This window comes from Burkholderia sp. Cy-637 (assembly GCF_011753175.1).
Classification (GTDB): Bacteria; Pseudomonadota; Gammaproteobacteria; order Burkholderiales; family Burkholderiaceae; genus Burkholderia; species Burkholderia gladioli.
In genome coordinates, this window is sequence record NZ_VWWC01000001.1 from 25,476 (window position 1) to 46,096 (window position 20,621).

The 20,621-nt window shown below is 68.9% G+C and carries 14 protein-coding genes and 2 pseudogenes; 12 read left to right on the forward strand and 4 right to left on the reverse strand.

Features of this window, described 5'->3' with window-relative positions; translation table 11 throughout:
• The first annotated feature begins 58 nt into the window (after positions 1–58).
• Positions 59–1,057, forward strand: a complete 999-nt coding sequence (locus tag F3J10_RS00130) for a fimbrial protein (RefSeq protein WP_166914986.1) — start codon at positions 59–61, stop codon at positions 1,055–1,057.
• Positions 1,058–1,085: 28 nt separating this feature from the next.
• On the opposite strand, the gene F3J10_RS00135 is transcribed toward F3J10_RS00130, so the two are convergent.
• The gene (locus F3J10_RS00135) at positions 1,086–1,961 is read right to left on the reverse strand and encodes a LysR family transcriptional regulator (protein WP_025101532.1); all 876 of its coding nucleotides are present in this window, start codon (positions 1,959–1,961) and stop codon (positions 1,086–1,088) included.
• A 110-nt stretch (positions 1,962–2,071) separates the two neighbouring features.
• On the opposite strand from F3J10_RS00135, the gene F3J10_RS00140 reads away from it, so the two are divergent.
• Together F3J10_RS00140 and F3J10_RS00145 are read left to right on the forward strand one after the other, a co-directional pair.
• Positions 2,072–3,139 carry a YeiH family protein gene (locus tag F3J10_RS00140; protein ID WP_167240472.1) on the forward strand — a complete coding sequence of 356 codons (1,068 nt, stop codon included), beginning with the start codon at positions 2,072–2,074 and terminating at the stop codon, positions 3,137–3,139.
• A gap of 115 nt (positions 3,140–3,254) precedes the next feature.
• Positions 3,255–4,991, forward strand: coding sequence for a ClcB-like voltage-gated chloride channel protein (locus F3J10_RS00145; protein ID WP_167240574.1), 1,737 nt, complete (start codon positions 3,255–3,257; stop codon positions 4,989–4,991).
• 75 nt (positions 4,992–5,066) lie between these two features.
• Here F3J10_RS00145 and F3J10_RS00150 read toward each other — a convergent pair whose 3' ends face one another.
• Complete coding sequence (locus tag F3J10_RS00150) at positions 5,067–5,687, reverse strand: TetR/AcrR family transcriptional regulator (RefSeq protein ID WP_036051358.1); 621 nt, start codon at positions 5,685–5,687, stop codon at positions 5,067–5,069.
• A 170-nt stretch (positions 5,688–5,857) separates the two neighbouring features.
• On the opposite strand from F3J10_RS00150, the gene F3J10_RS00155 reads away from it, so the two are divergent.
• From F3J10_RS00155 to F3J10_RS00165, 3 genes and pseudogenes are all read left to right on the forward strand, one after another.
• On the forward strand, positions 5,858–6,961 hold the full coding sequence (locus F3J10_RS00155) for an efflux RND transporter periplasmic adaptor subunit (RefSeq protein WP_167234158.1): 1,104 nt from the start codon (positions 5,858–5,860) through the stop codon (positions 6,959–6,961).
• Complete coding sequence (locus F3J10_RS00160) at positions 6,958–10,107, forward strand: efflux RND transporter permease subunit (RefSeq protein ID WP_167240474.1); 3,150 nt, start codon at positions 6,958–6,960, stop codon at positions 10,105–10,107. The genes F3J10_RS00155 and F3J10_RS00160 overlap by 4 nt, the downstream gene beginning before the upstream one ends.
• A 2-nt stretch (positions 10,108–10,109) precedes the next feature.
• A pseudogene (locus F3J10_RS00165) lies at positions 10,110–11,435 on the forward strand (efflux transporter outer membrane subunit); the annotation flags it as partial.
• A gap of 162 nt (positions 11,436–11,597) precedes the next feature.
• Here the strand turns inward: F3J10_RS00165 and F3J10_RS00170 are convergent.
• Entirely contained in the window at positions 11,598–14,174 is a 2,577-nt protein-coding gene (locus F3J10_RS00170; RefSeq protein WP_166911214.1) for a [protein-PII] uridylyltransferase, read from the reverse strand.
• A 160-nt stretch (positions 14,175–14,334) separates the two neighbouring features.
• Positions 14,335–15,177, reverse strand: a pseudogene (map, locus tag F3J10_RS00175) (type I methionyl aminopeptidase); the annotation flags it as partial.
• Positions 15,178–15,626: 449 nt separating this feature from the next.
• Between map and rpsB the strand changes: the two are divergent.
• The 6 genes from rpsB to F3J10_RS00205 all read left to right on the forward strand — a co-directional run bounded on the left by rpsB (position 15,627) and on the right by F3J10_RS00205 (position 20,605).
• Complete coding sequence (gene rpsB, locus F3J10_RS00180; protein WP_013698515.1) at positions 15,627–16,367, forward strand: 30S ribosomal protein S2; 741 nt, start codon at positions 15,627–15,629, stop codon at positions 16,365–16,367.
• Between the two features lie 170 nt (positions 16,368–16,537).
• Complete coding sequence (gene tsf / locus F3J10_RS00185; protein WP_025096628.1) at positions 16,538–17,419, forward strand: translation elongation factor Ts; 882 nt, start codon at positions 16,538–16,540, stop codon at positions 17,417–17,419.
• Between the two features lie 169 nt (positions 17,420–17,588).
• The gene (pyrH, locus tag F3J10_RS00190; protein WP_025096629.1) at positions 17,589–18,302 is read left to right on the forward strand and encodes a UMP kinase; all 714 of its coding nucleotides are present in this window, start codon (positions 17,589–17,591) and stop codon (positions 18,300–18,302) included.
• Positions 18,303–18,396: 94 nt separating this feature from the next.
• On the forward strand, positions 18,397–18,957 hold the full coding sequence (gene frr, locus F3J10_RS00195; RefSeq protein WP_025096630.1) for a ribosome recycling factor: 561 nt from the start codon (positions 18,397–18,399) through the stop codon (positions 18,955–18,957).
• 50 nt (positions 18,958–19,007) lie between these two features.
• Positions 19,008–19,790, forward strand: a complete 783-nt coding sequence (uppS, locus tag F3J10_RS00200; protein WP_025096631.1) for a polyprenyl diphosphate synthase — start codon at positions 19,008–19,010, stop codon at positions 19,788–19,790.
• Positions 19,784–20,605, forward strand: a complete 822-nt coding sequence (locus tag F3J10_RS00205; RefSeq protein ID WP_166911212.1) for a phosphatidate cytidylyltransferase — start codon at positions 19,784–19,786, stop codon at positions 20,603–20,605. The genes uppS and F3J10_RS00205 overlap by 7 nt, the downstream gene beginning before the upstream one ends.
• Positions 20,606–20,621 lie beyond the last annotated feature (16 nt).

Below are 20,621 nucleotides of genomic sequence, written 5' to 3' on the forward strand. Positions count from 1 at the left end.
GCTGCGCGGCTGCAGCCAGGCCCCGGCGTGAAGCACCATCCCAGAACGCATGAAATCGATGAAACGACTGCTTTTCCTCGGCGGGGCGCTGGCCTGCCTCGCGAACCCCGCCTGGTCGGCCAACTGCAGCTCCAATACCAGTGATGGATCGGACTATTTCGTCGCCCACATGGTGGGTTTCGATCCACCGGAATTCGCGCCCGGCGCGATTCCGGTCGGCAGTGTCATCTACAGCGCCAAGGGCCGCGGCCTGAGCTTCATCAACAAGAAAAGCGGCGAGTCGCCAAGCTACCGATGCAAGACGCCGATCGCCGTCTACACGACGGGCGTCGGCATGCCGAACGACACGATCTATCCGACGTCGATCCCCAACATCGGAATGCGCATCATCAGCACCAAGGGCGTGCTGCCGAATCTATCCCCCTGGCCGAGCACCGGCGCGGGCTGGAACGAACACTATTCGATGACGGTCGAGCTGATCAAGACCGGCGAGATCACCGCCGGCGGCTACCTGAGCGGTGCCTACGCGCGATACCGCGCGGACAACGACAACGGCGAGATCCTGGTCGAGTACCGCTTCGCCTCGCCGGTCCGGGTCCAGCCGCGGGTGCCGACCTGCCGGGTCGCCACGCCCGAGGTGACGGTGCCGATGGGCACCATGAGCACCTCGATGTTCACGGGCATCGGCAGCCGCACCTTCGCGCGGCACTTCGAGATCGCGCTGAACTGCTCCGGGGGCGATCCCGGCACCTCGACCAACGCCTGGGTCACGCTGACCGACGCCAGCCAGCCCGGCAACACCTCGAACGCCCTGTCGCTGACCCGCGAGTCGACCGCCTCGGGCATCGGCATCGAGATCCACCGCGACGACACCGTGCTCGGCTTCGGGCCCGATTCGGCCGCGGTCGGCAATACCAACCAGTGGTACATGGGCAATATCGCCCAGGGACAGGCAGGCCTGCGGGTACCGCTCACCGCGCGCTACGTGCAGACCGGCACGAAGGTCGGCGCGGGCAGCGCCAATGCGCGCGCCACCTTCACGCTCAGCTATCAATGAAATCCAGCACGCGCCGCCAGGCGCCCGGCTATCCCAGGCTCATCGCCAGGAAGCGCGCGGCCACGCGCGAGGGCGTGGCGGCATGCGGCACCAGGATCGAGAAGCGCCGCACCAGCGGTCGCGGCGCGATCGAGCGCTTCACCAGCGCCGCGTCGTCGCGCAACGACATGGCCGACACGAAACCCACCCCCATCCCGGCCCGCACCGCCTCCTTCACCGCTTCCACGCCGGCGATCTCGAGCGCCACGCGCACCGGCACGCCGGCTCGCGCGAAGGCGCGCTCGACCAGTTGGCGCACGCCCGAGCCAGCCTCGCGCAGCACCAGCGGCGAGCCGGCCAGCGCCTCCAGCGACACCGCCTCGCCGGGCGCGGCCGCCAGCGCATGGGTGGCCGGCACGATCGCGACGATCTCGTCCTCGCGCCAGGGGTGGACCGCGGTGCCCGAAGGCAGCGCGTCGCCGGGCGGCCCCTCGATCAGGGCCAGGTCGAGCGTGCCGAGCGCGGCCACCACGTCGGCGGTGTTGCCGGTCATGGTCTGGATCGCCACGCCCGGCGCGAGCGGCCGGAACTCGGCGATCAGGTAGGGCAGCAGGTAGCTGGCCGGCGTGGTGCTCGCGCCGATGCGCAGCGTGCCGCGCTCGACGCCGCGCACGGCATCGCGATAGGCACGCGCCTGCGCATAGGCGTCGCGCACCTGGGCGGCCAGCGGCGCCAGCGCCTCGCCGACCGGCGTGAGCCGCACGCCGCGCCCGTCGCGCAGGTAGAGCGGCTCGCCGAACTCGTCCTGCAGCTGGCGCAGTTGGCCCGACACGGCGGGCTGCGACAGGTGCAGCAGCTCGGCCGCGCGGCTGATGTTGCGCAGCTCGGCGACGGTGGCGAACGTTATCAGTTGATCCGGGGTCATGCCGAGAAAATATCAGATTTCCCGATAATCGATGTCACTAATCACAATTTTTCATATCGATATATCCAAATTAGGATTAACACCATCGAATCACACGTGGAAACCACCCCATGTCCACCGCCAACCCCGCCCTGCCGCATGCCGCCGCGCCCTCGGTGCGCGGCCAGCTCAACGGCGTGCTGTTCGTCGCGCTGTTCGCCGCCGCGGTCACCAGCCTGTCCTCGCTGCCGGCCATCGCCCGGTTCGGCCTCTCGCCGCTGATCGTCGGCATCATCGCCGGCACCGTCTACGGCAACGCGCTGCGCGACGGCATGCCGGCCAGCTGGGCGGCCGGCGTCAATTTCTCGGCGCGCAAGCTGCTGCGCATCGCGGTGGCCTTCTTCGGGCTGCGCGTGAGCCTGCAGGAAATCGCCCAGGTGGGCCTGCCGGGGCTGGCGGTCTCGGCGCTGATGGTGGTCAGCACCCTGCTGATCGGCACCTGGGTCGGCATGCGCCTGTTCAAGCTCGATCGCGACACGGCCCTGCTGACCGCGGCCGGCAGCGCCATCTGCGGCGCGGCCGCGGTGCTGGCCTTCGAATCGACCCTGCAATCCAAGCCGCACCAGAGCGCGATGGCGGTCGGCAGCGTGGTGCTGTTCGGCACGCTCTCGATGTTCGCCTACCCGCTCGCCTATCACGCCGGCTGGATTCCGCTCGACGCGCAGGGCCTGGGCCTGTTCTTCGGCGGCACCATCCACGAGGTCGCCCAGGTGGTCGGCGCGGCCAGCGACGTGAGCCCGCAGGTCACGCATACCGCGACCATCGTCAAGATGACCCGCGTGATGCTGCTGGTGCCGGTGCTGCTCGCGCTCGGCGCCTGGCTGGCCCACTCGGCGCGCCAGGCGCGCGCGGCCGGCCACGGCAAGCGCCGGCTGGCGGTGCCCTGGTTCGCGCTCGGCTTCCTCGGCTTCGTGATCGTCAACTCGCTCGGCGTGCTGCCGGACGCCACCCTCCACACGCTGAACACGCTCGACACCTTCGCCCTGACCATGGCCATGACGGCGCTGGGCATCGAGACGCGGCTCGCCCAGATCCGCGCCGCCGGCCCGCGCGCCCTGGGCGCCGGCCTGGTGCTCTATGCATGGCTGATCGCCGGCGGCTTCGGCATCACCTGGCTGGTCGAGCGCTGGCTTGGCTGAACGTCCCGCCTCCTCCCCTCGCCCGGCGAACCGCGCCGCGCCCGCCGGCCCCGTCCGGCCGGCGCGGCGCGGTGCTATGCTGGCGCTCGCCTTCCTACGCGCTCCCCTCGACCTCGTGCTGTCCTTCCTGCTCAAGCTGCGCACGCGCGCGCAAACGCTGTTCCGCCTGTCCGACGCGCACACCATGCTGATCTGGTCGGTGATCGCCGGGATCAGCGGCGCATTCGCCACGATCCTGTTCCGCGAAGGCATCGACACCATCCAGCGGCTGTTCTCCGGCGCCAGCGGCAGCTTCGTGGAGATGGCCAAGCGCCTGCCCTGGCACATGCGGATCTGGATGCCGGCCGCGGGCGGCTTCCTGGCCGGCTGCGTGCTGCTGGCCGCGCAGCGCGGCAGCGCGAAACAGGCGGGCGGCGCCGACTACATGGAAGCGGTGGCGCTCGGCGACGGCATCGTGCCGGTCAGGCAGAGCCTCTGGCGCAGCGCCTCCTCGCTGCTGACGATCGGCAGCGGCGGCTCGATCGGCCGCGAGGGCCCGATGGTGCAGCTCGCCGCGCTGGCCGCCTCGCTGGTCGGCCGCCTGGCGCGCTTCGATCCGCCCCGGCTGCGCCTGCTGGTGGCCTGCGGCGCCGCGGCCGGCATCACCTCGGCCTACAACGCGCCGATCGCCGGCGCCTTCTTCGTCGGCGAGATCGTGCTCGGCGCGATCTCGATGGAGAGCTTCGGGCCGATGCTGGTCGCCTCGGTGGTGGCCAACATCACGATGCGCGAGTTCGCCGGCTACAAGCCGCCTTACGAGATGCCGGTGTTCCCCGCCGTGACCGGTTTCGAGGTGCTGGCCTTCGTCGCGCTCGGGCTGTTGTGCGGCGCGGCCGCGCCGCAGTTCCTGCGCCTGCTGGCCGCCTCGAAATCGCGCTTTCGCCGCTTGCCGGTGCCCGTGCCGGTGCGGCTCGCGCTCGGCGGGCTGGCGGTCGGCATCATCTCGGTGTGGGTGCCCGACGTCTGGGGCAACGGCTACAGCGTGGTGAACTCGATCCTGCATTCGTCCTGGACCTGGCAGGCGCTGGTGATCGTGCTGCTCTGCAAGCTGCTGGCCACCGCGGCCACCTCGGGCTCGGGCGCGATCGGCGGGATCTTCACGCCGACCCTGTTCGTCGGCGCGGCCGGCGGCGCGCTGTTCGGCCTGGGCATGCAGGCGCTGCTGCCGGGCCACGTGTCGGCCGCCTACGCCTACGCGATCGTCGGCATGGGCGCCTTCCTGGCCGGTGCAACGCAGGCGCCGCTGATGGCGATCATCATGATCTTCGAGATGACGCTGAGCTACCAGGTGGTGCTGCCGCTGATGGTGTCCTGCGTGGTCGCCTACTTCGCGGCCCGCGCGCTGGGCCAGACCTCGATGTACGAGATCACGCTGCGCCGCCATCGCGAGGAGGAGGAGCGGCTGCGCCTGAAGGCGACCCAGATGCGCGCGCTGATCCAGCCCGCGCAGACCGTGGTGCGGCCCGAGGCCAGCGTCGCCGAGATGACGCGCGTGTTCCTCGAATATCCGGTGAAATATCTCTACGTGAGCGACGAGGCGGGGCATTTCCGCGGCGCGGTCGCGCTCAAGGACATCACCTCCGACCTGCTCGAGGGCCGCGACACGCAGCACAAGAGCGCGGCCGACTACGCGCATACGCCGTTTCCGCTGCTCACGCCCGACATGTCGCTGGGCACGGCGCTGGGCCATTTCATGTGCTTCCAGGGGGAGCGGCTGCCGGTGGTGGAATCGACGCAGGCGCCGGTGCTGGCCGGCGTGGTCTACAAGACCTCGCTGCTCGACGCCTATCACCGGCTCAACGGCAATCGCTGAGCGCGGTGCGCGATGGCCGCGCGCGGCACGGTCGGGAAGAGGGTCGGGAAATCGAAGGAATGAGAACGGGCGGGCTCAGTTGGCGCCGCGCCCCAGCACCACGCGCGCAAAGAAACCGCCCAGGGTCGCCTCGGTCATGTCGAGCGAGACGTAGTTCGGATCGGCGATGTGGATCGCCTGCACGCCGTCGCACAAACCCATCAGGCCCACCGCGAGCTGCTCTGGCGGCAGCAGCAGCGGCGTGCCGGCCTGCTCGGCGAACATGGCGATGGTATGGGCCATGTCCTCCAGCTTCTCGCGCATGAAGGCGGTGTAGCGGGCGCGGAACTTGGCGTCGCGCGCGGCCTGCAGCTTGGCCTCGCACCACAGCATGAAGGCCGGGTTCAGGCGGATGAAGCGGCTGTAGAAGTTCAGCGCGCGCGATTCCATCTCCTCGCGCGTGCCGCCCGCGTCGAAGATCTGCTGCAGCTCGGCGCGCATCGTCTCGTGATCGCGCCGCAGCAGTTCGAGCAGCAGTTCGGCCTTGCCACCGAAGTTCGAATAGAACGCGCCGCGCGTGTAGCCGGCCGCCGCCGCGATGTCCTCGACGCTCGCGGCGACATACCCCTTCTTCGTAAATATGGTGTTCGCGGAGTTGAGCAGGCGCTCGCGCGTCTGGTCCTTGCTCTGCTCGCGGGTCAAGCGCTTCGGTTTCATGGCGCGCAGTCTAGCACCAATCGGCGATCGATTCATCTTTGCATCCAGATACAACTGTGTATTAGAATCCATCGCTGTTTCAGAGATGGAAACGAAAGCTTTCGTCGCCGTTCCCCGGCTGAGCCAGCCAGGCTCCGTCGGCTCCGCCCGCCTTTCCTCATGAGGTTGCCGTGAATGCATCCGGACCCCGCGCAGTCGTCCTTCTGGGCGCCGCGCTGCTCGTCGCCGCGTGTCATCCCAAGGACAACGGGCCGCCGCCCGCCGCCCGCCCGGTGGTGGCCACGCCGATCGCCGCCGACGGCGCGACGGCGGCCGCCACCCTGCCCGGCGATATCGAGCCCCGCTACGCCACGCCGCTGTCGTTCCGGATCGCCGGCAAGATCATCGAGCGCAGCGTGCGGCTCGGCGATACCGTGAAGAAGGGCCAGGTGCTGGCCCATCTCGATCCTTCGGATCCCGAAAAGAACGCGGCCAGTGCCCAGGCCCAGCTCGACGCGGCCAGCCACGCGCTGACCTATGCCCAGCAGCAGGTCGAGCGCGACCGCGCGCAGGCGCGCGAGAAGCTGATCGCGCCGGCCCAGCTCGAACAGACCGAGAACGCCTATGCCTCGGCGCGCGCGCAGCGCGACCAGGCGGCGCAACAACTGGCGCTGGCGAAAAACCAGCTGCAATACACCAGCCTGGTGGCCGATCATGCCGGCTACATCACGGCCGAGCAGGCCGATACCGGCCAGAACGTCTCGGCCGGCCAGGCCGTCTACCAGCTCGCCTGGTCGGGCGACGTCGACGTGGTGACCGACGTGCCCGAGGCCACGCTCGCGCTGCTGCAGCCGGGCCACGAGGCGGGCGTCACGCTGCCGGCCCTGCCCGGGCGCAGCTTCCAGGCCCGCGTGCGCGAGATCGCGCCGGCCGCCGATCCGCAAAGCCGCACCTATCGCGTGCGTCTCACGCTGGCCGAGCCGGATCCGGCCGTGCGGCTCGGCATGACCGCCAACGTCGCGCTGGCCGGCACGGCCGCCGATGGCGCGCGCTACACGCTGCCCTCCACCGCCCTGTTCCACCAAGGCCCGAACCCGGCGGTCTGGGTGATCCGCCGCGACGACACGCTGGAGCTGCGCCGCGTCGGCATCGCGCGCTACGGCGAGAACACCATCACCGTGTCGCAGGGCCTGCAGGCCGGCGAGCGGGTGGTCCAGCAAGGCGTGCATGCCGTCAGCGCCGGCGAGAAGGTGCGCGCCGTGGCGCCGCTGCACGCGGAGGACGGCGCGTCATGAGCGAGCGCGAGGAAAGCCGTTTCAACCTGTCGGCCTGGGCGCTGCGCCATCAGGCGCTGGTCGTCTACCTGATCGTGCTGGCCACCGTGGCCGGCATCCTGGCCTACACGCGCCTGGCGCAATCGGAGGATCCGCCCTTCACCTTCCGCGTGATGGTGATCCGCACCTTCTGGCCCGGCGCGAGCGCGCGGCAGGTGCAGGAGCAGGTCACCGACCGGATCGGCCGCAAGCTGCAGGAAACCCCCGCCATCGACTTCCTGCGCAGCTATTCGCGCCCCGGCGAGTCGATGATCTTCTTCACCATGAAGGATTCGGCACCGGTCAAGGACGTGCCGGAAACCTGGTACCAGATCCGCAAGAAGGTCGGCGACATCGGCTCGACCCTGCCGCAAGGCGTGCAGGGCCCCTTCTTCAACGACGAGTTCGGCGACGTCTACACCAACATCTGGACCCTCGACGGCGACGGCTACTCGGCCGCCCAACTGCACGACTACGCGGACCAGTTGCGCACCGTGCTGCTGCGGGTGCCGGGCGTCGGCAAGGTCGACTACTTCGGCGACCCCGACCAGCGCATCTTCATCGAGGTCGACAACGCGCGGCTCACGCGCCTGGGCATCTCGCCGACCCAGCTCGGCCAGGCGATCAACGCGCAGAACGCGGTAGCCTCCTCGGGCGTGCTGACCACCTCGAACGATCGCGTCTACATCCGCCCGAGCGGCCAGTTCGACTCGGTCGAGCAGCTCGCCGACATGGTGGTGCGCATCAACGATCGCACCTTCCGGCTGGGCGACATCGCCACCGTCAAGCGCGGCTACGACGACCCGCCCGTCACGCAGATGCGCTCGAACGGCCGCGCCGTGCTCGGCATCGGCGTGACCATGCAGCCCGGCGGCGACGTGATCCGGCTCGGCAAGGCGCTGGAGGCCACCACCCGGCAGTTGCAGACGCAACTGCCGGCCGGCCTCAAGCTCGCCGAGGTATCGAGCATGCCGCAGGCGGTCTCGCATTCGGTGGACGACTTCCTGGAGGCGGTGGCCGAGGCGGTCGGCATCGTGCTGGTGGTGAGCCTGGTGTCGCTCGGGCTGCGCACCGGCATGGTGGTGGTGATCTCGATCCCGATCGTGCTGGCCATCACCGCGCTGTTCATGAACATGTTCGGCATCGGCCTGCACAAGGTCTCGCTGGGCACCCTGGTGCTGGCGCTGGGCCTGCTGGTGGACGACGCGATCATCGCCGTCGAGATGATGGCGGTGAAACTCGAGCAGGGCTTCAGCCGCACCCGCGCGGCGGCCTTCGCCTATACCAGCACGGCCTTCCCGATGCTGACCGGCACCCTGGTGACGGTCTCGGGCTTCCTGCCGATCGCGCTGGCGCAATCGAGCACCGGCGAATACACGCGCTCGATCTTCGAGGTCTCGGCGATCGCGCTGATCGCCTCCTGGTTCGCCGCGGTGGTGCTGATCCCGCTGCTCGGCTACCACCTGCTGCCCGAGCGCAAGCGCGACGGCCACGAGGGGCCGCTGAACGCGCATCACGACGATCACCACGAGGCGCACGACATCTACGACACGCGCTTCTACAAGCGGCTGCGCGGCTGGATCGGCTGGTGCATCGAGCGCCGCTTCGTGGTGCTGGTCATCACCGTCGCGCTGTTCGTGGTGGCGCTGGGCGGCTTCTCGATGATCCCGCAGCAGTTCTTCCCGAGCTCGGACCGCCCCGAGCTGCTGATCGACGTGCGGCTGCCCGAGGGCGCCTCGTTCCCCGCCACGCTGGAGCAGACCAAGCGCCTGGAGAAGGTGCTGGAGAACCGGCCCGAGATCGACCACACGGTCAGCTTCGTCGGCACCGGCGCGCCGCGCTTCTACCTGCCGCTGGACCAGCAACTGGCGCAGCCGAACTTCGCGCAGTTCGTGGTCACGGCCAAGTCGGTGGAGGCGCGCGAGAAGCTCGCCAGCTGGCTGGCGCCGACCCTGCGCGAGCAGTTCCCGGCGATCCGCTGGCGCCTGTCGCGGCTCGAGAACGGCCCGCCGGTCGGTTATCCGGTGCAGTTCCGCGTCAGCGGCGACAGCATCGCGACGGTGCGCTCGATCGCCGAGAAGGTGGCGGCCCAGGTGCGCCAGGACTCGCGCTCGGTGAACGTGCAGTTCGACTGGGACGAGCCGGCCGAGCGCTCGGTGCGCTTCGAGCTCGACCAGAAGAAGGCGCGCGAGCTGAACGTCACCTCGCAGGACGTCTCGAACTTCCTCGCCATGACCCTGCAGGGCACCACCGTCACGCAGTATCGCGAACGCGACAAGCTGATCGCGGTCGACCTGCGCGCGCCGAAGGCCGATCGCGTCGATCCGTCCCGACTCGCCACACTGGCGATGCCCACCCCGAGCGGCCCGGTGCCGCTGGGCACGCTCGGCCGCTTCGAGGACACGCTCGAATACGGCGTGATCTGGGAGCGCGACCGCCAGCCGACCATCACGGTGCAGGCCGACGTGCGGGGCGGCGCGCAGGGCATCGACGTCACGCACGCGATCGACAAGCAGCTCGACGGCCTGCGCGCGCAACTGCCGGTGGGCTACCGGATCGAGATCGGCGGCTCGGTCGAGGAAAGCGGCAAGGCCCAGGCCTCGATCAACGCGCAGATGCCGCTGCTGGCGATCGCCGTGCTGACCCTGCTGATGATCCAGCTGCAGAGCTTCTCGCGCGTGCTGATGGTGGTGCTGACCGCGCCGCTCGGCCTGATCGGGGTGGCCGCCACCCTGCTGCTGTTCGGCCAGCCGTTCGGCTTCGTGGCGATGCTGGGGGTGATCGCGATGTTCGGCATCATCATGCGCAACTCGGTGATCCTGGTCGACCAGATCGAGCAGGACATCGCCGCGGGCCACGGCCGCTTCGACGCGATCGTCGGCGCCACGGTACGGCGCTTCCGGCCCATCACGCTGACCGCGGCGGCGGCCGTGCTGGCCTTGATCCCGCTGCTGCGCTCGAACTTCTTCGGGCCGATGGCGACCGCGCTGATGGGCGGCATCACCAGCGCCACGGTGCTGACGCTGTTCTACCTGCCGGCGCTCTATACCACCTGGTTCCGCGTCAAGTCGGGCGAGCGCGACGACGCGCAGCAAGCGCCGACCGAACCCACGTCCCACGGAGCCTGACGATGAAACGCCTGACCTATCGTTGCCAGCCCGCGCTGCACGCGGCGCGCCCGCTGGCGGTGGCCGCGGCGCTGTCGGCCTCGCTCGCGCTGAGCGGCTGCTCGCTGTTCGCGCCGAACGACGCGGCGCCCGCCATGCCGTCGCCGGCCCATTACGGCGCCGCGCCGCTGCCCGAATCCACCGTGGCCGCACAGGGCGTGGCCCAGCACTTCGCGGTCGGCGCCCAGCCGGTGCCGGACTGGTGGAAGCAATACCGCTCGGACCGGCTCGACGCGCTGGTCGACGAGGGGCTGCGCGCCAGCCCCAACCTGGCCGCCGCCGAGCACTCGCTGCAGGCCGCGCGCGAGCAGTTGCGCGCGCAGATCGGCAGCTCGCTGCTGCCGACCGTCGACCTCGGCGGCCAGACGGCGCGCGAGCGCGGCCTGGGCGTGCCCTCGTTCGGCCCGCCGACCGCGCTCTACAACCTGTTCGTCGGCCAGCTCCAGGCCAACTACACGATCGACCTGTTCGGCGCCGCTCGCTTCGCCAACCGCGAGCTGCGCCAGCGCGTCGACGTCACGGCCTTCCAGCTCGAATCGACGCGGCGCGCGTTGGCCGCCAACATCGTCACGGCCGCCATCACCTCGGCCGCGCTCGGCGAACAACTGCGCACCACCGAGCGCCTGGTCGCGCTCGCCAGGGAGCAGGCCGCCGACACCGCGAGCCGCTACCGGCTCGGCTCGGCCTCGCGTTCGGACAGCTACGGCGCCGAGCAGAGCGCCGCCTCGCTCGAAGCCTCGCTGCCGGCCCTGCGCCAGCAGTGGCTGAGCGCGCGGCACGCGCTGGCGGTGCTGATCGGGCGCACGCCCGACCAGGCACCCGACGATCTCGCGCTGGCCGAGCTGCAGCTGCCCGAGAACGTGCCGGTGGTAGTGCCCTCGCGCCTGCTCGAGACGCGCCCCGACATCCGCGCCGCCGACGCGGCGCTGAAGGCCTCGGCGGCGGCCGTCGGCGCGGCGACCGCCCAGTTGTTCCCGCAGATCTCGCTGTCGGCCTCGCTCGGCCAGGCCGGCTTCAAGTGGCCGCTGGCGCTGTCGGGCGCGGGCGGCATCTGGAGCGTGGGCGCCTCGCTGACCCAGCCGCTGTTCCATGGCGGCGCCCTGCTGGCCCAGCGGCGCGCCGCGCAGGCCAGCTACGCGGCCGCGGTCGAGCAGTACAAGGCCACGGTCCTGTCGGCGTTCCAGAACGTGGCCGACTCGCTGGCCGCGCTCGACAACGATGCCCAGGCGCTCGATGCCTCCAGCCGCGCGGCCGAGGCCGCGCGCGGCGCCGCCGACTTCGCGGCGGCCGGCCGCTTGGCGGACGGTTTCGGTTTCGTCGCGGGATCGAGCGGCGCGGGGCGCGTCGGTTTGCGGCCGGCCAGGCTGCCTGAGCGGACCGGGGCGCGGGACGGCGATGCCGGGCGGGGATTCTTGATTGTCAGTTTGGTGCGCATAAACGCTGGATTTCACTCAGGCTGCGATCGCGCGCAGCAATTCAGTTTCGACCTGGATCTGCAAACGGTTGTCGGACAGGCCGGCGCCGTCGAGCAGGAACACGTCCTCGACGCGCTCGCCGAGCGTATTGATCCGCGCCGCATGGACGCCGACCCGGTGCTCGGCCAGCACGCGCGCGATCGAATAGAGAAGGCCCGGCCGGTCGTTGGCGGACACGGACAGGATGTAGTACTGACCACGCTCGTCGGCGCGCAGGTCGACGCGGGGCGTGATCGGGAAGGTGCGCGACAGGCGCGACAGGCGGCCCTTCGACGGTTCGGGCAGCGGCGCCGGGCTGGACAGCCGGTCGGCGAGCTGCTGTTCGACGAGGTTGGCGATATCGCGATACTGCACGTCGCGCTCGGAGCGCGTGACGATGAAATTGTCGAGCGCGTAGCCGTGGCGGGTGGTGCTGATGCGCGCATCGAGCACCGACAGGCCGTTGCGGTCGAAGTAGGCGCAGATGCCCGCGAACAGGTCCGAACGGTCCTTGACGTAGACCAGCACCTGCAGCGCGTCGCCCACCGGCGAGGGTCGCGCGCGCACGATCGCCGTCTCGGCATGCACGTGCCGGTACAGCACGCGCGTCTGCCAGGCGATGTCGGCGGCGTCGTGGCGCAGGAAGTAGCCGACGTCGAGCTGGTCCCACAGCGGCTGGTGCACGTCGTCGGGCACGGTCTCCAGCCGCAGCAGCGCGAGCGCCTCGTCGCGGCGCGTCTGCAGCTCGGAATGCGTGTCGGGCCGCGCGCCGCCGAGCACCGCGCTGGTGGCGCGGTACAGATCCTCCAGCAGCTTGCCCTTCCAGGTGTTCCAGACCTTCGGGCTGGTGCCGCGGATATCGGCCACGGTCAGCAGGTAGAGCGCGGTCAGCCAGCGCTCGTTGCCGACCAGGCCGGCGAAGCGCTTGACCACCTCGGGATCGCTGATGTCCTGCTTTTGCGCGACCTGGCTCATGGTCAGGTGATGCTCGACCAGCCAGACCACCAGCGCGGCATCGTCGCCGGTGATGCCGTGCTCGCGGCAGAAACGCCGCGCGTCGGCCATGCCGAGCTTGGAGTGGTCGCCGCCGCGGCCCTTGGCGATGTCGTGGAACAGCGCCGCCACGTAGAGCACCCAGGGCCGCTCGAAGTTCGCGATCAACTGGCTGCAGAACGGATATTCATGCGCGTGCTCGGCCACCGCGAAGCGGCGGATATTGCGCAGCACCATCAGGATGTGCTGGTCGACCGTGTACACGTGGTAGAGATCGTGCTGCATCTGCCCGACGATGCGGCGGAAGTTGAGCAGGTAGCGGCCCAGCACGCTGGTCTGGTTCAGCAGCCGGAACGCATGCGTGATGCCTTCGTTCTGCTGCAGGATCTTCATGAAGGTCTCGCGGTTGCGCGGATCGCGGCGCCAGGCGCCGTTCATCACGTCGCGCGAGTTGTAGAGCGCGCGCAGCGTGCGCGCCGACAGGCCCTTCACGCCGCGGGTGGTCTCGTAGAGCAGGAAGGCTTCGAGGATCGCGTCGGGATGCTGCTCGAACACATCGTCGGAGACGGTCTCGAGCATGCCCTGCTTCTCGACGAAGCGGCCCGGCGACAACACCCGCGTGATGCCGCTGGTGGCCGGGAACAACTGCGCCTCGATGTTCTGGATCAGGATCGTGGCGAGCTGGGTGACGGCCTTGGCGGCCCAGTAGTAGCGGCGCATCAGCTGCTCGCTGGCGCGCTTGGCCGGGGTCGGCACGTAGCCGAAGCTCTCGGCCGCCTGGGTCTGCAGGTCGAACACCAGGATGTCCTGGCGGCGCCCGGTGATCACGTGCAGGCGCGCGCGCAGCGCCTTCAGGAAGGCCTCGTTGCGGCGCAGCTCGCGCGCCTCGCGCGCGCTGATCAGCCCGCGCGTGTCGAGCTCGCGCCAACTGTTGCCGAAGCCGGCCGCGCGCGCGATCCAGAGGATCGTCTGCAGGTCGCGCAGGCCGCCCGGGCTTTCCTTCACGTTCGGCTCGAGGCTGTAGGGCGTGTCCTGGAACTTGGCGTGGCGCTGGCGCATCTCCAGCACCTTGGCCTGGAAGAAGGCGCGCGGGTCGAGCGCCTCGCGGTAGCGCGCCACCGCGCGCTTGAACAGCGTCAGGCTGCCGGTGATGCGGCGCGCCTCCAGCAGGGAGGTCTGCACCGTGACGTCCTGCGCGGCCTCGTCGATGCACTCGCCGACCGTGCGCACGCTGCTGCCGATCTCCAGCCCGAGATCCCAGGCCATGCCGATGAAGCGCTCGATGCGCGCGTCGAACTCGCCGCCGTGCGCATCGGGCAGCAGCACCAGGATGTCGACGTCGGAATGCGGCGAGAGCTCGCCGCGCCCGAAGCCGCCGACGGCGACCAGCGCCAGCGAGCCGGGCAGGTCGCAATCGGTCCAGAGCTGGCGCAGCGCTTCGTCGGTGGCCCGCGAGAGCGCGCGCATCAGCGCCTCGACCTGGGTCGCGGCGCGAAAGCGCGCGATCAGCTCGGCCTTGACGGCGCGGAATTCGGCCTTGTGCGACGGCGCTTCGGTGGCGGTGAGGGCAGGAACGCTCATGAGTGGCGGGGCGGGTGTGACAGGTGAAACCAAGGCGCGGTGGCGTGGGCCCGGCCAGTGGCGGGCGACTCGCGCCGGCGCGCGGGACGAATCGGGTCGGGCAAGCCGGGTCAGGCCAACAGCAAGGCGGGCGCGGCGAACCGCGCCCGGCAATCGATCCTCAGGCCGCCACCGCGTCGAGCGCGGGGCGGGCCGGCGTGCCGGCCGAGACGGTCAGCACCTCGTGGCCGGTCGGCGTGACCAGCACGGTATGTTCCCACTGCGCCGACAGGCTGCGGTCGCGCGTCTTCACGGTCCACTGGTCCGGCATGGTGCGGATGTCGCGCTTGCCGGCGTTGATCATCGGCTCGATCGTGAAGATCATGCCGGGCACCAGCTCGATGCCGGTGCCGGGGCGGCCGTAGTGCACCACCTGCGGATCCTCGTGGAACACCGTGCCGATGCCGTGCCCGCAGTATTCGCGCACCACGCTGTAGCCGCGCCCTTCGGCGTGCTTCTGGATGGCGTGGCCGATATCGCCCAGGTGCGCGCCCGGCTTGACCTGCTCGATGCCGAGCCACATGCATTCGTAGGTGGTCTGGATCAGGCGCTTGGCGAGGATCGAACCTTCGCCGACCAGGAACATCCGGCTGGTGTCGCCGAAATAGCCGTTCTTGATCACGGTGATGTCGATATTGAGCGCGTCGCCGTTCTTGAGCACCTTGTCGCCGGGAATGCCGTGGCAGATCACGTCGTTGACCGAGGTGCAGATCGCCTTCGGATAGGGCGGGTAGCCGGGCGGCTGGTAGTTCAGCGGTGCCGGCACGGTGCCCTGCACCTTGGTCATGTACTCGTGGCAGAGCCGGTCGATCTCGCCGGTGGTGGTGCCGGCGACCACGAACGGCGTGATGTAGTCGAGCACCTCGCTCGCCAGCCGGCAGGCGACGCGCATCTGCTCGATATCGTGGTCGGTCTTGATCGTGATGGCCATGGGTCTTGCCTGCGAGGAATGCGTGGAATTGCGGGATTATCGCACCTTCTGGAGGTGGTCGCAGCCCTTGTTGGGCTTGTCCGGCTTGGGTTTCACGGTGGTGCAGGGGATTCGCGGCGGCGCGCGGGCCCGGTGCGGCGGCGGCGGAATCGGTGCCCGAACGTGGTCGCGCGACGGCGAACGGGCTTGCCGGCGCGCAGGGTTTCCCCGAATGGCGAGCGGCGCGGCAAAGGATTCGGCAAAGACATGGGTGACTTGAGAGCGGTCATTCCGGCGTGCTATACTCTTTGGCTAAGTCTGGCTCTACTTTCAATTCATGCTCGATTCATGTGATCCGGCATGGGGAAAGCAGGTCCGGGCTGACCGGCACGCGCGGTGTTCGCGCGTGCCGAATCGCAAGCCGGCGCACCCTGGGTGTCGCGTGCCATTCGCCGCGATACGGCAGCCGGCTTAAGACCCAACCCTAGCGGAGAATTACTCTCATGGCAGTCACGATGCGCCAAATGCTGGAAGCCGGTGTCCACTTCGGTCACCAAACGCGCTTCTGGAACCCGAAGATGGCCCCGTTCATTTTCGGTCATCGCAACAAGATTCACATCATCAACCTCGAAAAGACGCTGCCGATGTTCACGGACGCACAGAAGTACGTGCGCCAGCTGTCGGCAAATCGGGGCACGATCCTGTTCGTCGGCACCAAGCGTCAGTCGCGCGACACGATCGCTCAGGAAGCGCAGCGCGCCGGCATGCCGTTCGTCAACGCGCGCTGGCTCGGCGGCATGCTGACCAACTTCAAGACGCTGAAGGTATCGATCAAGCGCCTGAAGGACATGGAAGCGGCCGTCGAATCGGGTGAAACCGAGAAGATGAGCAAGAAGGAAGCGCTGCTGTTCGAACGCGAAATCGCCAAGCTGCAGAAGTCGATCGGCGGCGTGAAGGACATGGGCGGCATTCCGGACGCGATCTTCGTAGTCGACGTCGGCTACCACAAGATTGCCATCACCGAAGCGAACAAGCTGGGCGTGCCGGTCATCGCCGTGGTCGATACGAACCACTCGCCGGAAGGCGTGGACTACGTGATCCCGGGTAACGACGACTCGAGCAAGGCTGTCGCGCTGTACGCCGAAGGCGTGGCCGACGCGATCCTCGAAGGCCGTGCCAACGCGGTCAACGAAGTGGTCCAGGCGGTGCGCGGCGACGACGAGTACGTCGAAGAGAACGCGTAACCGGTCCCGAGCCGGCGCAAAAAGGGGGCTCTCAACAGGCCCCCTTTTTTTAAGTCGCGTTGCCGGGGCGAGCATCGAATGCCGCGGCATCCGATGCGAATCGCCGGAAACGAATCCCCGCCGCCCATGTCGAAGGGCGGCGTCGTGAATACAGACCCAAGGAGCGAATGATGGCGGCAATTACCGCAAGCATGGTGGCAGAACTGCGCGCGAAGACCGACGCGCCGATGATGGAATGCAAGAAGGCGCTGACGGAAGCCGACGGCGACCTGGGCAAGGCCGAGGAACTGCTGCGCGTGAAGCTCGGCAACAAGGCCAGCAAGGCAGCATCGCGCGTGACGGCCGAAGGCGTGGTCTCGTCCTTCGTCGGCAATGGCGCCGGCGCCCTGGTCGAGCTGAACTGCGAAACCGACTTCGTCGCCAAGAACGACGACTTCCTGGCCTTCGCCAAGACCGTCGCGGAACTCGTCGCGGCCCAGAACCCGGCTGACGTGGCTGCCCTGTCGGCCCTGCCGCTGGACGGCAAGACGGTCGACGAAGTGCGCCTGGCCCTGGTCGGCAAGATCGGCGAAAACATCTCGATCCGCCGCTTCGTGCGCTTCGAGACCGCCAACCAGATCGCCACCTACCTGCACGGCAGCCGCATCGGCGTGATCGTCGAGTACACCGGCGCGGACGAGCAGGTCGGCAAGGACGTCGCGATGCACGTCGCGGCCATGAAGCCGGTTTCGCTGTCGGCCGACGAAGTGCCGGCCGAACTGATCGAGAAGGAACGCCGCGTGGCCGAGCAGAAGGCCGCCGAATCGGGCAAGCCGGCCGAGATCGTCGCCAAGATGGTCGACGGCAGCGTCCAGAAGTACCTGAAGGAAGTCTCGCTGCTGAACCAGCCGTTCGTGAAGAACGACAAGCAGACGATCGAACAGATGCTCAAGGCGGCCAATGCTGCAGTGCAGAAGTTCTCGCTGTTCGTGGTCGGCGAAGGCATCGAGAAGCGCCAGGACGACTTCGCGGCCGAAGTGGCGGCGCAAGTCGCGGCAGCCAAGCAGCAGTAAGCCGTATCGCAGCATCGTTGGACCCGCGGCGGGCGCCCGCTCCGCCGCGCTTCGGCAGCGCCGCGGATTGGCGCCCGGTTTCCGGGCGGCAATTTGGCGGCGCTTGCCCGAATCAGTATTTCGCCCCTACAGTTCGTGCTTGTCATCCTCTCGTCGCTTGGAAGCCCCTATGCCCAATGCCTATAAACGCGTCCTCCTCAAACTTTCCGGCGAAGCGCTGATGGGCGACGATGCCTTCGGCATCAATCGCGCGACGATCGAGCGGATGGTGGCGGACGTCGCCGAGGTGGTGCGCCTCGGCACGCAGCTGGCCGTCGTGATCGGCGGCGGCAACATCTTCCGCGGCGTGGCGGGCGGCGCGGCCGGCATGGACCGCGCCACGGCCGACTACATGGGGATGCTGGCGACGATGATGAACGCGCTGGCGCTGCAGGACGCGATGCGCCATGCCGGTATCGAGGCGCGCGTGCAGTCGGCGCTGCGCATGGACCAGGTGGTGGAGCCGTACATCCGGCCCCGCGCGATCCGCCAGCTCGAGGAAGGCCGCGTGGTGATCTTCGCGGCCGGTACCGGCAACCCGTTCTTCACGACCGACACGGCCGCCGCGCTGCGCGGCTCGGAAGTGGGCGCGGAAGTGGTGCTGAAGGCCACCAAGGTGGACGGCGTCTACACCGCCGATCCGAAGAAGGATCCGTCGGCCACGCGCTATACCTCGATCAGCTTCGACGAGGCGATCGGCCGCAATCTGCAGGTGATGGACGCCACCGCCTTCGCGCTGTGCCGCGACCAGAAGCTGCCGATCCGGGTGTTCTCGATCAACAAGCCCGGTGCGCTCAAGCGTATCGTGCAGGGCGAGGACGAGGGTACGCTCGTCCACGTGTAAACTCACGCCGATACAGGCCTGGCATGACGCCGCCGGCGGGATGCCGGCCTGTGTCGTTTTGAAGGTTCGAAGGTTCGAAGGTTCGGAGGTTGAAATGAGTCACGCTGAAGTGAAGAAGGGCGTCGAGCAGAAGATGCAACGCTCGATCGAAGCGTTCAAGAACGATCTGGCAAAGATCCGTACCGGCCGCGCGCATACCGGCCTGCTCGATCACGTGCAGGTCGACTACTACGGCTCGATGGTGCCGATCTCGCAGGTCGCCAACCTGACGCTCGCCGATGCGCGCACGATCAGCGTGCAGCCTTGGGAAAAGCCGATGGTGGCGAAGGTCGAGAAGGCCATCCGCGAATCGGACCTGGGCCTGAACCCGGCAACCTCGGGCGATGCCATCCGCGTGCCGATGCCGGCGCTGACGGAAGAGCGCCGCCGCGAGCTGGCCAAGGTGGTCAAGAGCGAGGCCGAGACGGCCAAGGTGGCGGTACGCAACCTGCGTCGCGATGCCAACGAGCAGCTCAAGAAGCTGGTCAAGGACAAGGAAATCTCGGAAGACGACGAGCGCCGCGCCAGCGACGACGTCCAGAAGCTGACGGACAAGCACGTCGCCGAGATCGACAAGCTCGCGCAGACCAAAGAAGCCGAGATCATGACGGTCTGACGCGCGATGCGCGCGTCGCACTTTTTCCCTCGGTTACTGTCTCAGCGGCCATGACTTATACCAGCTCTACCGTTCGCGTGCCCGACGTCGCCGCCGTGCCACGTCATATCGCGATCATCATGGACGGCAACGGCCGTTGGGCCACCGAGCGCCGGCTGCCGCGCGTCGCGGGGCATACCCGCGGCGTCGACGCGGTGCGCTCGGTGGTGGAAGGGTGCGCGCGCGCCGGCGTCGAATACCTGACGCTGTTCGCCTTCAGCTCCGAGAACTGGCGCAGGCCGAACGACGAGGTGTCGTTCCTGATGCGCCTGTTCATCACTGCGCTCGAGCGCGAGGTCGGCAAGCTGCATGCGAACGGCATCCGCCTGCGCGTGGTCGGCGAGCTCGATCGCTTCGAACCCCGCATCCGCGAGCTGATCCGCCGCGCGGAAACCAAGACCGCGCGCAATACGCGCCTGACGCTGACCATCGCCGCGAACTACGGCGGCCGCTGGGACATCCTGCAGGCCACCAAGAAGCTGATCGCCGAGGCGGTGCGCGAGGGTCGCGAGCTCGAGGTCGACGAAACCGCCTTCGCGCAGCACCTGGCGATGGCCTACGCGCCCGAGCCGGACCTGTTCATCCGCACCGGCGGCGAGCAGCGCGTCAGCAATTTCCTGCTCTGGCAGCTCGCCTACACCGAATTCTATTTCACGGGCAAGTTCTGGCCCGATTTCGACGCCGCCGCGCTCGCCGATGCGCTGGCGTCGTACACCGATCGCGAACGCCGGTTCGGCCGGACGAGCGCGCAGCTCGAACCCCAGTCCCAGGACGTCGACTCCCTTTCATGCTGAAGACCCGTGTCATCACGGCGGTCGTGCTGCTGGCCATCCTGCTGCCAGTGACGCTGTTCGCGCCGCTCGCGGCATTCGGCGCGCTGATCGCCCTCGTGCTGGTATTCGCCGCCTGGGAATGGGCGCGCCTGCTCAAGCTCGGCGCGGCCGGCTCGGTGGTCTACGCGCTGGTGGCCGCGCTGGCGCTGGCCGCCAGCATGGGCCTGGGCGTCGGTTTCGCCCCCTCGCGCCCCCTGGTCGAGGCGGCCGGCGTGTTCTGGCTGCTGGCCGGCCCGTTCGCGCTGTGGCGCAAGCCCACGCTGGCCGCCGGCGCCTGGAAACCCTTCCTGCTGGCGGCGGGCCTGCTGGTCTTCGCGGCCTGCTGGCACGCCGTGGTGGCCGCGCGCGCGGCCGGCATCCCCTTCGTGCTGTCGATGCTGCTGGTCGTCTGGCTGGCCGATATAGGCGCATACTTCGCGGGCAAGGCTTTCGGCAGGCACAAGCTGGCCCCGTCGGTGAGCCCGGGCAAGACCTGGGAGGGCGCGGCAGGCGGCTGGCTGGCGGTGATGATCGTCGCGGGCCTGGCGATCGGCCTGCACGCGTTCGAGCCGACCCTGTTTTCAGCGCTCGCGCAGCGCTTCGGCGCGCCGGGCGCGTTCGCGGCACTGAGCCTGCTGGTCGCCTACAGCGTGATCGGCGACCTGTTCGAGTCCCTGCTCAAGCGGCAGGCCGGCGTGAAGGATTCGAGCGGACTGCTGCCGGGCCACGGCGGCGTGCTCGACCGGGTCGACGCGCTGCTGCCGGTGCTGCCGCTCGCGGTGCTGCTGCTCGGTTAATCACTAGATCTTCATC

What these genes read in the sequence shown, in the direction of transcription:
- F3J10_RS00130 (WP_166914986.1), top strand. Translation starts at nt 59, where the DNA reads ATGAAACGACTGCTTTTCCTCGGCGGGGCGCTGGCCTGCCTCGCGAAC.
- F3J10_RS00135 (WP_025101532.1), bottom strand. Translation starts at nt 1,961, where the DNA reads ATGACCCCGGATCAACTGATAACGTTCGCCACCGTCGCCGAGCTGCGC.
- F3J10_RS00140 (WP_167240472.1), top strand. Translation starts at nt 2,072, where the DNA reads ATGTCCACCGCCAACCCCGCCCTGCCGCATGCCGCCGCGCCCTCGGTG.
- F3J10_RS00150 (WP_036051358.1), bottom strand. Translation starts at nt 5,687, where the DNA reads ATGAAACCGAAGCGCTTGACCCGCGAGCAGAGCAAGGACCAGACGCGC.
- F3J10_RS00160 (WP_167240474.1), top strand. Translation starts at nt 6,958, where the DNA reads ATGAGCGAGCGCGAGGAAAGCCGTTTCAACCTGTCGGCCTGGGCGCTG.
- F3J10_RS00170 (WP_166911214.1), bottom strand. Translation starts at nt 14,174, where the DNA reads ATGAGCGTTCCTGCCCTCACCGCCACCGAAGCGCCGTCGCACAAGGCC.
- rpsB (WP_013698515.1), top strand. Translation starts at nt 15,627, where the DNA reads ATGGCAGTCACGATGCGCCAAATGCTGGAAGCCGGTGTCCACTTCGGT.
- tsf (WP_025096628.1), top strand. Translation starts at nt 16,538, where the DNA reads ATGGCGGCAATTACCGCAAGCATGGTGGCAGAACTGCGCGCGAAGACC.
- pyrH (WP_025096629.1), top strand. Translation starts at nt 17,589, where the DNA reads ATGCCCAATGCCTATAAACGCGTCCTCCTCAAACTTTCCGGCGAAGCG.
- frr (WP_025096630.1), top strand. Translation starts at nt 18,397, where the DNA reads ATGAGTCACGCTGAAGTGAAGAAGGGCGTCGAGCAGAAGATGCAACGC.
- uppS (WP_025096631.1), top strand. Translation starts at nt 19,008, where the DNA reads ATGACTTATACCAGCTCTACCGTTCGCGTGCCCGACGTCGCCGCCGTG.
- F3J10_RS00205 (WP_166911212.1), top strand. Translation starts at nt 19,784, where the DNA reads ATGCTGAAGACCCGTGTCATCACGGCGGTCGTGCTGCTGGCCATCCTG.